Genomic DNA, 13,026 nt, shown 5'->3' on the forward strand with positions numbered 1-13,026 from the left:
CAGCAAAATACGAAAAGTATGTTAACACCAATGTAGTATTTGTGACCAGCCAGAACCCTTGCCTTTGGGCAATTATTAGAGCGGAGGTTCTATCAGTGAAAAGATCTAACGCACCAGTGCAAAGGTATAACATACTCTTTCAACCCGATAATATTTTGGTTGAAGTGGACGCCGGTGTTGACTTACTAACAGGGGCCCGAAAAGCAAACATTGAGATACAATGCAGCTGCGGCGGAGGCGGTACATGCGGTAAATGCTTACTGCGAGTGGTAAGCGGGTCAATCAAATCCAAGGGACATTCAACCCGCGACGGGTGGTCGGTTGCCTGTCAGACCTGTGTCGCGGGGGATGTAGTTGTTGAAATACCGGCGTCTTCCCGGGTTGCTTCGTCTCAGGTGTTACTTGATGACCACTGCGATATGCTGACAGACGGGCCTGATTTACAGTCGGCGTTTCCTTTTGATCCATTATGCAAAAAGGTTACGCTCCAGATACCTCCCCCCAGCATTGTGGATCCCAGCAGTGATGCCAGCCGAATGCTGTTTGCTCTACAAAAAGCCACAGGACTGAAAAACGTTCAACTGGAGCTGGAGCAAGTGCGAACCCTGGCTGAAACTCTGCGCGGCTGCAATTGGTGCATTGATGTAACCTATGCGTCCGTCGGGGAAGCAGTCCGTATCATCAGCATTGATGCTCCAAATGGCAACAGCCGGCTCTGGGGGATTGCGGTAGACATCGGCACTACAACGGTAGTGGTCTATCTGGTAGACCTGCTTTCCGGAGCGGTAACCGGGAAAGCGGGAACGCATAATAAGCAAGCGCAGTTTGGTGATGATGTGATCAGCCGTATTATCTATACCGATGAAGAAACGGATGGGCTAGAAGTGCTTCAACAGGCCGTAGTAGATACAATCAACGGCCTGATAGCAACCCTTGTCGCTAAATATCGCATCGAAGCAAGTGACATCCGCGCCGTGGTTGCGGCGGGAAACACAACGATGGCCCATCTGTTTTTCGGTATTGATCCGCGGTACATCCGCCTGGAGCCGTATGTTCCGGCCGTCAGCCAGTTTCCGGTAGTAAAAGCCAGGGAACTGGGTCTAAAGGTTCATTCCGAGGCGGTGGTCTATAACTTTCCGGCGGTAGCAAGCTATGTCGGCGGCGATATCGTAGCCGGGACACTGGTCAATGGCATGGCCGAAGAGGACGCTGTGACCCTTTTTATCGACATAGGAACCAATGGAGAAATGGTATTGGGGAACAAAGAATGGTTGGTAAGCTGTTCCTGCTCCGCCGGTCCTGCCTTTGAGGGGGCAGGCATTACCAACGGTATGCGGGCCACCCAGGGGGCCATTGAACGTGTTGTCATTGATAAAAAGACCTATGAAGTGACGTATTCGGTTATCGGCCAAGGGAGGCCACTGGGCATCTGTGGCTCGGGACTAATCGACGCTCTGGCCGAAATGCGGGAAGCCGGAGTGATTGACCGGGCCGGCAAGATGCAGGAACTGCCTACACCGCGTATCCGCAAAGCAGAGGATGGCATTGAGTTTGTGCTGGCTTGGGCCGATGAGGCCGATCGCGGCCTGGATGTAGTGATAACCGAGGCAGACGTAAAAAACCTGCTGCGGGCAAAAGGGGCGGTATACGCGGGAGTGCGTTGCCTGTTAAAGACCGTGAATATGGAGCAGTCCGATATCGAACAGATTTACATAGCCGGCGGGTTTGGCAGCTATTTGAACATTGCGGATGCCGTGGAGATCGGGATGCTGCCTGATATCGGGACTGCTAAATACCAATTTTTCGGCAATGCATCGGTTAAAGGGGCCTATGCCGCATTGACGGCCGCATCCGCGATAAAAGCTGCCGGAAAACTGGCTGAGCACATTACTTATGTCGAGCTGTCGGCAGGTAATGTATTTATGGAAGAATTCATTTCGGCGCTGTTTCTGCCGCATACCGATTTAAGCTTATTTCCGTCGGTCGGCAGTTGACAAAACCAGGAGGGATACATTGTGACAAAGCAAATCGCAGTAGCCGGAAAAGGTGGAACCGGAAAAACTACCTTTACTTCATTATTAATACGCTATTTAATTGAACACCAAAAGCGCCCCATCTTGGCTGTTGATGCCGATCCGAACGCCAATCTGAACGAAGCGTTGGGAATGGGGTTGGGTGAAACCATTTCGGATATCATTGCCCGGACCAAAGACCCTCATGGCCTTCCGGCAGGCATGACCCAGGAACCTTATATTGAATACAAGCTTCAAGCAGCCCTCGAGGAAACGAAGGATGTCGACTTGTTGGTTATGGGCGGGCCTGACGGGCCGGGATGTTATTGTTTCCCTAACAACATTCTGCGCAAACACCTGGAAATTTTGGCAGATAATTATGCTTATGTCGTTATGGATAACGAGGCCGGCATGGAGCATATCAGCCGGCGGGTAACAGGCAATATTGATATCTTGTTTATCGTGAGCGACGCCTCTGCGAGAGCCATTCGTTCCGCAGGCCGGGTTCACGAGCTGGTAAAAAAATTAAACTCGCGGATTAAGGAAATCTATCTTATTGTGACCAAAAATCACGCGGGAGATATCGAGACCCTGCAACAGGAAATAGCCGCTACGGGCTTGGACCTGATCGGGACGATTCCCTATGACGCCGAAGTGGCCCGCTATGATGTGGAAGGCAAGCCTCTCATTGAACTGCCAGCCACTTCCGGCGCGGTGGTTGCCGTCAATCAAATATGCAGTAAAGTAAACGTATGATAAAAGAAAGGAGCGGTATTATGGCCTTGCAAATTATCAAAGAAAGAAACACCGGGAAAATCAACACAGTGACTATCGGGGCAACGAAAGACGCAGGGGGAACCCGGACCAGTGTCGTAACCGTTGGGGGAGATACGGCATTGCCATTCTTGCATTTTGAAGGTGACTTTCCCTATAAACCGGTCATCGCCATGGAGGTGCAAAGCCGCCTGCCGGAAGAATGGAATGCAACAGTGAAGGCGCCCTTTGCCGATGTGCTCGATAATCCGGCTGCCTGGGCCAAAAAATGCGTAGAAGAATTCGGCGCGGAGATGATCTATCTCAAACTTTCCGGCGCTGATCCCGATCTGGAGAATCATTCGCCCGAAGAATGCGTCAAGATCGTAAAAGATGTGCTGGCCGCAGTAGGTGTTCCGCTTATTGTCGCTGGATCAGGCGATGAGGAAAAAGACAATCAGGTTATGCCACTGGTGGCCGAGGCGGCAGCCGGTGAGAAATTGCTGATTGGTGTAGCCGAACAGAATAATTACAAATCGATCGTGGCTGCTGCCATGGTTCACAACCATAATCTAATCGCCTTAACCCCGTGTGATATTAATATCTGCAAACAACTGAATATTCTTATTACCGAAATGGGCCTTCCCGTGGACAGAATTGTAGTCGATCCCGGTGCGGGCGGCTTAGGGTATGGCATAGAGTATACGTACTCAATCCTCGAAAGAGGACGGCTAGGCGCGCTGCAGGGCGACAAGATGCTTTCCACGCCGATTATTGTCACTGCCGGCTATGAAGCCTGGCGCGCCAAAGAGGCCAATGCGCCTGAGACCGATTTTCCCGCATGGGGAAATCAGGCTGAACGCGGCATTCTCTGGGAAGCAATGACTGCTACCGCCCTCTTGGAAGGTGGCGTCAACATCATCGTTATGCGCCATCCGGAAGCCGTCAATCTGGTGCGGAAGAATATCGCGGAACTAATGATTTCCCAGGCAATATAAGAACCTGATACCGAAATAGTAGGAGGAAAGCATATGATTATGATTGGCGAAAGAATTAACGGTATGTTCAAGGATATAGGCAAAGCCGTCGTAGAATGGGATCCTAAGCCGCTGCAGGAATGGGCGAAAAAACAGGAATTGGCCGGTGCTCATTATTTGGATATCAATACCGGCCCTAATGCCGAAGATCAGGTCAAATCCTTAAAATGGATGGCTGAATCTGTCCAGGAAGTGACGAACTTACCTCTCTGTCTGGACTGCACTAACTTTGACGCCATTGAGGCTGCGCTAAAAATACTCAAACGGCCGGGGATGATTAATTCATGCAAATGTGAACAAGCGGAAATCGACCGGCTGTTCCCCCTTGCCGTCGAATACAATGCAGCCCTTATCGCTCTTTGCATGACCAATAAGGGCGTTCCCAAAAGTGCGGAGGACCGGACCGCTTTCGCCATGGAACTGGTGGCTAACGCCGACGCCTACGGATTGCCTTTCGAAGATCTGTATCTTGATCCTATCGTTCTGCCGGTCAATGTAGCCCAGGAACACGCCGTCGAGGTATTGGAAACGATTCGCCAGATTAAAACTCTTTCCAATCCGGCGCCCCGGACAACGGTAGGCTTGAGTAATGTATCCCAGAAAACGCCTCATCGGCCGCTGATTAACCGGACTTTTGCCGTGATGGCAATGGCAGCCGGCCTGGATTCCGCCATTATGGATGTCAACGATGAACTTATGGTCGACGCCATCGCAACCGCCCGGTTGGTCCTGAACAAGGACATTTATTGCGATTCCTATCAAAAAGTGTTTCGGCAGCACTCCTGCTGATTGTAAAAGGTTACGAGAAAGTGGGCTTCGTCCGCTATTAAATATAACCCGGTCATTTCGGCCGGGTTATATTTAAAAATCGGTCATTGCCGGGGATTTTTACGATTCGATTGGCGGTTTCTAGCCGGCTTACGGAGGAGATTGATATCATGAAGGTCGCTGTAGTTGACGGTCAAGGAGGCGGCATCGGAAAAGCTATTACCGAGAAATTGCGCAAAGAGTTCGGAGAGAAAATTGAAATTTACGCTTTTGGTACAAATGCTCTGGCCACGGCGGCACTGCTTAAGGCTGGGGCAAACGAAGGCGCTACAGGTGAAAATGCTATCATTCAGAATATGTCTGAAATGGATATGATTGTCGGTCCGTTAGGGATCATTGTCGCCCATTCCATGTTGGGAGAACTTACACCACGGATGGCGGAAGCTATTGCCAAGAGCAAGGCGAGGAAATTGCTGCTGCCGATTAACCGTGTCCGCATTGACGTGATAGGGGCTAAGGCAGAGCCGCTGCCCCATTTAGTCAACGAATTGCTTATGCAGGTTAAAACGGTATGGAAGGATTAAAAAGGGAAAGCAAAGCGCGCTTCATGGAAATGAGAGGAGGAATTTATCATGTGTGAAGTAAACGCATACCGGTATGAGAACGGAAAAGTGGAATTCATTTTGGAAAGTGTCGATAAAGTAGTTTTCACCGACACAGGGTTAGATTTGAAAAATAGTTTCGGTCAGAGAAAAACGATTGATGGGAAGATCATGGAGTTTGCAATGGTCGGTCATCGTATGATCTTCTACATGCTGAACCGACTGGATGAGAAGTAACAAATGATAAAGATCTGGAGGAATTACTATGTGTGAAGCAAACGCATATCTGGTTGAGAACGGTCAAGAGAACTTGATTTTGGAGAGTGTTGATAAAGTAGTGCCAAGCGGCACGGAAGTATATTTGCAAAATATTTTCGGCCAACAAAAAACGATAAAAGGGAGAATTAAGGAGTTATTGCTGGTAGATCACCGTATCATCCTGGAACGTTTTACACCGCAAGAGTGAGTGGCAGCAGCTTCAACTGCAGGGGGGGATTTGGGTGACCTATGAACAAGCACTGGAGTATCTTGCTTCCTTGAATAAATTCGGCATCAACTTCGGTTTGGCGCGGATCGAAAAATTGCTTAGCCTTATGGGCCACCCTGAACGGCGCTTCAAAGTTGTCCATATTACTGGCTCCAATGGCAAAGGCTCGACATCAGCGATGCTGGAAGCCATTTTGCGGGCCTCGGGGATAAAGACAGCCTTGTATACTTCGCCGCACTTGGTCGAATATACCGAGCGCATGGTGGTTAACGGTCAACCGATAGACCGGCAGGACTTCGCCGCTGCAATCGAGTATACCGGAAATTTGGTCACCGCAATGGCATGCTCCGGCAGCGAGCATCCTACTGAGTTTGAAGTGCTTACTGCTGCAGCTTTTCACTATTTCGCGGCGGCGGCGGTGGACTATGCCGTGATTGAGGTGGGCTTAGGAGGGCTGCTTGATTCGACTAATGTTGTTATACCTGAGGCAGCAGTGATCACGAATGTGACCCTGGAGCATACTGACCGATGCGGCAGCACGGTGACGGAGATTGCCCGGCATAAAGCCGGCATAATCAAGCAAGGCGTGCCAGTGATTACTGCAGCGAAAGGCGAGGCTCTGGAAGTGATTCAGGCGGAAGCTGTTGATAAAGCGGCGCCGCTTTACAGCTTGGGACAGGATTTCTCCGCAGCGGTTGCGCGGCAGGAAGGATACCGGCAAGCCGTGGCTGTCACCACCAGCCGATACGGCGACTTTGGTCATTTCACCACCAATCTTCTTGGGTGGCATCAAGCGGAGAATAGTGCGGTAGGAGTAATGACGTCCCTGATTCTTGCTGAGAAGGAACCGAAGATAACGCTGGCCGCAATTCGCGCAGGTCTGGCTGAAGTTTATTGGCCCGGGCGGTTTGAAGTGGTAAAAGATCAGCCGATGGTAGTGATTGATGGAGCCCATAATCCGGACGGCGCCAGGGCCCTAAGAAGGACCCTGGATGAAGTGTTTTTCGGGAAAAATATCACTTTTCTTCTTGGGATTCTTGCTGACAAAGATATAGGCGGTATTACCGGCGAACTTATCCGATCCAGTGACGACGTCGTTATTGTGCGACCGCTATCTGACCGGGGGGCGGAACCGGAGGAGGTCGCCACGCAGCTTGGGGGTAGGGCCAAAGCGATAGCATTGGCAGCTTCCATTGGCGAAGGATATAAGAAAGCGCGCTTGTTGGCCGGGCCGGGCGGGGTGGTTTGTGTGACAGGGTCTCTGTACCTGATCGGGCCAGCCAGAAAGGTGATCTACGAGGGCATTGGAGGAACGGCAGGATGACACAGGGAGCATTGCAGGAAGAAAAACAGCGGCTGCGCCGGGAGATGAGGGAGAAAAGACGCAGTCTTTCTGCTGCGGAGGTGGCTAGCCGGAGCGCACAAATTGCCAGTCATTTTTGCCGCTGGCCATTCTACCAGGATAGCGGGACGGTTATGTTCTATCTGTCCATGTCGGATGAAGTCCAGACTGAATTCATAATTCAAGATGCCCTTAAACGGAAAAAACGGGTATGTGTACCACTTTTAGGGGAGAAATACGGTGAAATGACTGCAGCTACTATCACAAGTCTCGATGACTTGGTGATAGGTAAACTGGGTTTAAAAATGCCTAAACCGGGTAAGACCGGAATTGTTTCGCCTGCTGATATCGATGTGGTGGTGGTCCCGGCGGTTGCTTTTGATCGCGAAGGGAACCGTCTGGGAATGGGTGCGGGGTATTATGACCGGTTTTTAGCTCAGGCTCAGGGATGTCTGTCGCTGGGAGTCACATGGGCCTGTCAACTGGTGGATAAAATCCCTGCGGAGGAGTACGATATTCGGATGCAATGGTTACTGACGGAAGAGGGGTTCTGGTCTTGCAGCGGTGAATAAAGCTTATCTTGTACTATTGGTTTTAACTTTTAGTATTCTATGATATTATTATAATAATATGGATTTTTATGGTTAAGATGTAAGCAAGGTGATGGCATATGGAAAAGCCGGATTGCCAACGGACGGGGGCGGCGGATGGTTACCAGTTGGTAGTTGAAGGGGTTGAGCAGTCGCTGCCTTGTTCCGCTGCTAAGACCGTTTTACAAGCCTTGAGCGATGGCGAGATATTCGTGGAGGCCAACTGTGGCGGTAGAGGCGTCTGCGGTAAATGCAAAATACAGGTGCTCCATGGTACGGTTACCGGTCTGGATCACAACCCTGCTAAGCCGCTGCAGCCAAATATATATTTAGCATGCCAGATCCGGCCGGAGGGGAATCTTTTTGCGAGACTGAAAAGGGCTGAAGTCAGCACCAAGGGCAATATCGTCGAAAAGTTCGCCGTTGAGGGTCAGCCGGTCCTGGAAAAGAAAGTATTGACGCCTGATCCTCAGATGATGGGCCAGCCTTTTTCTTTGCGCGAAATGGTTGACCGTCTTTTGCCAACAGCAACGTCTGTCTCTGATGAGCTACGGATTCGTTTGGCTCAGATTATGGAAACCGCTCCCAAGCAGTTGACAGTCGTGATGGTTAATAACGAACCCATTATCATTGAAGCGGGTGACACGTCCCAATCTTTATTTGGATTGGCGTTTGACATAGGTACAACAACAGTGGTGGGGATGTTGATTGATTTCAATGAGCGAAAAGTCATCGCTGTTTGCTCGGAAACTAATCCGCAAGCTGCCTTTGGAGCGGATGTTGTTTCAAGGATTACGGCCACTGAGAAACCCGGTAATCTCAGGGCTCAAGCCAGAGCCATCAGACAATGTCTGAACCGGATTATCCAGGAGCTGTGTGATTCAACTAAGGTTCCTCTTAATGAGATCTATGCGTTATCCATCGCAGGCAACTCTACCATGGAGCATTTATTGATGGAGGTATCTCCGTTGTGCCTTATGCGCAAACCTTATTCAGCCAGTTTTCAATACATAAAACCATTTTCACCTAGAGAGTGCGGCCTGAATATCAACTGTGACGGAAAAGTACTGTTGTTGCCTAATGCCACCGGTTTTATCGGAGCGGACACAATCGCGGCGGTTATTGCAGTCGATCAGGATATATCGCCAGAGCTGTTCCTGATTGTGGATCTTGGAACCAATGGTGAAATGACATTGGGTAACAGCGAGAAAATATTTGCCTGTTCTACAGCTGCCGGTTCCGCCTTTGAGGGGGCTCATATCCGGGATGGCATGCGGGCCTCTACCGGCGCGATTACCGATGTGTCTATCGACGACGAGGTCCGGGTTAAGACGATCGGCGGCAGTAAGCCTTTGGGAATATGCGGCGTAGGAGTCGTTAAAGCCATAGCGGAACTGCTGAAGCAAAAGATTATTACGTTCAGCGGTCGGTTTAACCGGGATTTTGGCACAATGCCACTCAGCCTGAAACGTCGCCTGAAACATAACAACGACCAATGGGAGTTTGTCCTTGTTGACGCAGCAGATTCTGCAACCGGTTACGATATTTCGATTACCCAGGCGGATATCCGAAAAATTCAACTTGCTAAGTCGGCTATCTGTTCGGGAATACAAATACTGCTGGAAAAAGGAAAACCGATCGACGGAATGCCGGTCTTACTTGCTGGGGCCTTTGGCAATTATATTGATATTGAAAGTGCACTAGTTATCGGCATGCTGCCCGGCTTTAACCGGGAGCAGGTCAGGCCTATCGGCAATGCGGCCGGGATTGGGGCAGTTCACACGTTGTTATCCAAAGAGAAATTGGCGCGGTGTATTCGTATATCCAGTCAGATACAATGTATTGAATTGGCGGCTCATCCCGACTTTCCCCAAAAATTTCTAGCAAATTTAGCCTTCCCTGAGGTGCTGTAATGAGAAAGCTGATGCCCATGTACTATCGTTTAGCCTACGATATAAAACTTGATATTGAATCCGGCAAGCTAAAAGAAGGGGATATGATTCCTACCGAGGAGCAGTTAGGCGAAATGTATGGAATCAGCCGGATGACTGTGCGTCAGGGAGTAGCCCTTTTGACTGAAGCGGGGTTAATTGAGACGATAAAAGGGAAAGGGAGTTTTGTCCGGCTCCCCAAATTGAATCAACTTGTTATCAATTTTCATAATGCCTCCTCCGCTGACGGCGAGCAGTTTCGCTATAAGCTGCTGAGTGCCAAGATGGTCCACGACAACCATAGTTATGCTCAACAACTGGGACTTGCGCCGGATGATAAGGTGATTCTATTAAGGAGCCTGCTTTATAAGGATGATCTGCCGAGTGCTATAGAAGATAAATACATGCGTTATCTCAGGGGGAAGCCATTGCTTGAAACCCAACTGGAATATGCTGCCTTTCCCGAAGTGATTGCCAAGCACCAGGACAGCGTACCGGTGCGGAATGAAATGGTTATATCTGTTGATGTTTTATCGCTAGAGCAGGCTAATTTATTAGAGACAGAACCGTTTCAACCGGTCATGGTCATACAACAAGTCATTTACTCCAAGGATGATGTGCCGCTCGGAATTTCGCGAATGGTCTGCCATAAAGACAGATTTCATCTGAATGCCACCTCATATCTAGGAAGGCTGTGAACGTGGTCAATACTAACTGCGGGCGGGTGGCTAAGCTGCGGATGTTCATTTTAGCTTGTCGGACCATTCGGGATGAATTGCAATTAGCGATGAAAGAAACAGGAGTAAATTATCCTATCGTTTATGTCGATTCCGGGTCATATCCTGGCAGGGAATCTCTCCATCGGGGTATTCAAGCAGAAGTTGATAAAATAAATGACGCAGATGTTATTCTTATGGTCTTGGGTTATTGTGGCAACAGCCTAATGGCGGTAAAGTCATCCAACTGCAAAATCGTTATCCCGAGGGTCAATGATTGTATTGCATTATTGTTAGGGTCAGCCGATGAGAGAAAGAAAAAGTCTCAGGAAATGAATACTTATTTTTTCACTCAGGGCTGGCTGGAGCATGAGAAAAATATTCTGAGAGAATATGAACGGTGTTTGACTCTTTATGGCCAAGAGCGGACCTTGCGGGTGATGAAAACGATGCTAGGAAATTATCTCCGGTTTATGGTAATTAATACAGGGGCCTATCCTCTTGACGCTGTTGTGCCCAAAGTCCAGGAATGTGCCCAAAGATTAAGCATGCTTTACGAGATTGTCCCGGGGTCGCTGCGATTATTGCATAAATTGTTGCTGGGACAATGGGATGAGGAGTTTATCGTACTTGAGCCGGGACAAGAAATCACAATAGACGATATTTGTATGGCGAAGGGGCCTGGCTCGAGTTGAGCCAGCCCCTTTTTATTTATTAGGCAGGGAGTGAATATTAAACCATCTTTGCTGTCAACTGAATAGGATGAGATAAGCCTGACCCCATAAATATATGCTGATTAAGGGTGATGTTATGAACCGTTACACAAAGAAAGAATTAGAAGAAGCCCTACGAATTATTTCTTCAATTATTATTAGATGTGAAAAAGCACAACCCAAATTTGCGGAGGGTACCTCACATCATACACTCCTTACGAATAGGATAAACGCAATGTATGTTTCAAAATCATTAATAACAGATGGAAATGGTAGAGACAAATATACAAAAGACGAACTGGTAGAAGCACTACGTCCCATATATTCGGTTATCAGCAAATGTGAAAAAGCAAAGCTAAAATTTGCGGAGGGAACTTCTCATTATACTCGCTTTAAGAAAATGCTAAACGCAATGTATATTGCAAAATCATTAATAATTGATGAGATTAGCAAAATAGGTTAATATCCGGTATGGCTCTTTGAAAGGAAACGCCGGCTAGGGTGGTTTTGGTAAACCATCTTAGCCGGCGTTATTTCATTTATTGGAATAAATTACCACACCCATTGAGATTTACATAGAACATATGTTCTGGTATTATGTGAATGGAGGTGGATAGTGATGAGCGAACATACGATAAATTTACTAAGTATCCCTATTTACCAGCAGATGATCCGGATATTTTACGTCGACCGGTGTATGGTAAAGTGGGCGGGAATGCTGCTGTCAGAGCATAACGAGCAGATGAAAGAGAACGAAGGCAAAAATGATGGGACTCGTTGATTTTTCCTGTTTTCCCCGCAGGAGCATATTATGTATCGATGCAAAGTCCTTCTTTGCGTCCGTAGAGGCAGTACGACGGGGGCTTGACCCGCTGGAAGCCTATATTGCCGTAGTATCGGATGTAAGCAGAGCGGGGGCGATTGTACTGGCCAGCAGCCCAAGGGTGAAATCGGAATATCATATTAAGACCGGGAATCGACTCTTTGAAATTCCCAAGCGTTCGCCGATTATGGTAGTAGAGCCGAATATGGCGTTATATATCGATGTGAACCAGGCAATACAGAATATATTCCGCCGGTTTGTAACAGATGAAGATCTGCACGTTTACAGCATTGATGAGTCCATATTGGATGTTACTGCATCGCACACTTTGTTTGGACCTGCAGAGGCGATTGCAGAAGCTATCATAAAGATGGTGAAAGATGAGTTGGGCCTTATCGTCACAATAGGTATTGGCGATAATCCGCTGCTGGCAAAACTGGCACTAGATAATGAAGCGAAAAAGCGTCCGCCGTGGATTGCAAAATGGACGTATGAGATGGTACCGGAAACAGTATGGAAGATACAGCCGCTGACGGCGTTTTGGGGCATATCCAGAGGATACGACCAGAAGCTCAAGCGAATGGGAATTTATACAATAGAGGCGTTAGCCCACGCCAATCCGCTGTTATTGCAAAAAACTCTGGGCGTAATAGGGCTGCAGTTATATTACCACGCATGGGGCTTGGATGCGAGCATCATCAGCCAGAAGGAACGGCCGAGAAGTAAATCCTATAGCAAAAACCAGATATTAATGCGGGATTATTACCTACAAGCGGAAATTCTAATGATCATCAAGGAAATGGTGGGAGATGTATGCGCCAGGCTGCGTAAGCACCAGGAAAAATGCCAAGAGGTATATGTAGGAATAGGATATTCGGACCGGAGTTTACAGCTGGGGTTTACTGCACGAATTAAACTAATTCGCCCGGAACACTCAACAGAAATCATTAGTGAAGCGGCACGCCAGGAATTTAGTAAACGGTGGCAGGGTGAACCGGTACGATCGGTAAATATTACCGTTGGGAAACTCGTGTCACAGGAGCTTGAGCAGTTGGAACTATTTTATGAAGGAGAGGACAAGAAACACGCCATGGACAGAGCAGTGGATGATCTTCGGAAGCGATTTGGCAAAAAAACGATCTTTTATGCCGGATCAATGGCGGGGGGAACCTTTCTTGAACGGGCGGATTATGTGGGCGGACATAAAGGAAAAAGTGAATGATGTAAGAGCATCAGTTGCCGCATTCACCAG

At 48.5% G+C, this 13,026-nt stretch carries 15 protein-coding genes; all 15 read left to right on the forward strand.

Going from position 1 to position 13,026, the window contains the following annotated elements; translation table 11 throughout:
- Positions 1–95 precede the first annotated feature (95 nt).
- The 15 genes from RTR76_RS04560 to RTR76_RS04630 all read left to right on the forward strand — a co-directional run bounded on the left by RTR76_RS04560 (position 96) and on the right by RTR76_RS04630 (position 12,996).
- Positions 96–1,994, forward strand: a complete 1,899-nt coding sequence (locus RTR76_RS04560; protein ID WP_312517158.1) for an ASKHA domain-containing protein — start codon at positions 96–98, stop codon at positions 1,992–1,994.
- Between the two features lie 21 nt (positions 1,995–2,015).
- On the forward strand, positions 2,016–2,768 hold the full coding sequence (locus tag RTR76_RS04565) for an AAA family ATPase (RefSeq protein WP_312517160.1): 753 nt from the start codon (positions 2,016–2,018) through the stop codon (positions 2,766–2,768).
- Between the two features lie 20 nt (positions 2,769–2,788).
- Positions 2,789–3,763 carry a CO dehydrogenase/acetyl-CoA synthase subunit delta gene (cdhD, locus tag RTR76_RS04570; protein WP_312517162.1) on the forward strand — a complete coding sequence of 325 codons (975 nt, stop codon included), beginning with the start codon at positions 2,789–2,791 and terminating at the stop codon, positions 3,761–3,763.
- A 33-nt stretch (positions 3,764–3,796) separates the two neighbouring features.
- Entirely contained in the window at positions 3,797–4,591 is a 795-nt protein-coding gene (locus RTR76_RS04575) for a methyltetrahydrofolate cobalamin methyltransferase (protein WP_312517164.1), read from the forward strand.
- Positions 4,592–4,740: 149 nt separating this feature from the next.
- Positions 4,741–5,154 carry a DUF3842 family protein gene (locus RTR76_RS04580; RefSeq protein ID WP_312517166.1) on the forward strand — a complete coding sequence of 138 codons (414 nt, stop codon included), beginning with the start codon at positions 4,741–4,743 and terminating at the stop codon, positions 5,152–5,154.
- A 48-nt stretch (positions 5,155–5,202) separates the two neighbouring features.
- Positions 5,203–5,409, forward strand: a complete 207-nt coding sequence (locus RTR76_RS04585; RefSeq protein WP_312337418.1) for a CooT family nickel-binding protein — start codon at positions 5,203–5,205, stop codon at positions 5,407–5,409.
- Between the two features lie 28 nt (positions 5,410–5,437).
- Positions 5,438–5,638, forward strand: a complete 201-nt coding sequence (locus RTR76_RS04590) for a CooT family nickel-binding protein (protein ID WP_312517168.1) — start codon at positions 5,438–5,440, stop codon at positions 5,636–5,638.
- A gap of 97 nt (positions 5,639–5,735) precedes the next feature.
- A complete protein-coding gene (locus tag RTR76_RS04595; RefSeq protein ID WP_312517170.1) occupies positions 5,736–6,983 on the forward strand; it encodes a folylpolyglutamate synthase/dihydrofolate synthase family protein in 1,248 nt (415 codons plus the stop codon).
- On the forward strand, positions 6,980–7,573 hold the full coding sequence (locus RTR76_RS04600) for a 5-formyltetrahydrofolate cyclo-ligase (RefSeq protein ID WP_312517172.1): 594 nt from the start codon (positions 6,980–6,982) through the stop codon (positions 7,571–7,573). Before RTR76_RS04595 ends, RTR76_RS04600 begins: the two co-directional genes overlap by 4 nt.
- A gap of 98 nt (positions 7,574–7,671) precedes the next feature.
- Positions 7,672–9,504, forward strand: a complete 1,833-nt coding sequence (locus RTR76_RS04605; protein ID WP_312517174.1) for an ASKHA domain-containing protein — start codon at positions 7,672–7,674, stop codon at positions 9,502–9,504.
- Positions 9,504–10,220: a GntR family transcriptional regulator gene (locus tag RTR76_RS04610; RefSeq protein ID WP_312517176.1), complete on the forward strand. Its 717-nt coding sequence runs from the start codon at positions 9,504–9,506 to the stop codon at positions 10,218–10,220. The genes RTR76_RS04605 and RTR76_RS04610 overlap by 1 nt, the downstream gene beginning before the upstream one ends.
- Positions 10,221–10,222: 2 nt before the next feature.
- Positions 10,223–10,933, forward strand: coding sequence for a DUF1638 domain-containing protein (locus RTR76_RS04615; RefSeq protein ID WP_312517178.1), 711 nt, complete (start codon positions 10,223–10,225; stop codon positions 10,931–10,933).
- 115 nt (positions 10,934–11,048) lie between these two features.
- The gene (locus tag RTR76_RS04620; protein ID WP_312517180.1) at positions 11,049–11,414 is read left to right on the forward strand and encodes a hypothetical protein; all 366 of its coding nucleotides are present in this window, start codon (positions 11,049–11,051) and stop codon (positions 11,412–11,414) included.
- Positions 11,415–11,567: 153 nt separating this feature from the next.
- Entirely contained in the window at positions 11,568–11,732 is a 165-nt protein-coding gene (locus RTR76_RS04625) for a hypothetical protein (protein ID WP_312517271.1), read from the forward strand.
- A complete protein-coding gene (locus RTR76_RS04630) occupies positions 11,716–12,996 on the forward strand; it encodes a Y-family DNA polymerase (protein ID WP_312517182.1) in 1,281 nt (426 codons plus the stop codon). Before RTR76_RS04625 ends, RTR76_RS04630 begins: the two co-directional genes overlap by 17 nt.
- The last annotated feature ends 30 nt before the right edge of the window (positions 12,997–13,026 follow it).

The organism is Anaerospora sp., from assembly GCF_032013335.1.
Taxonomy (GTDB): Bacteria; Bacillota; Negativicutes; order Sporomusales; family DSM-15969; genus Anaerospora.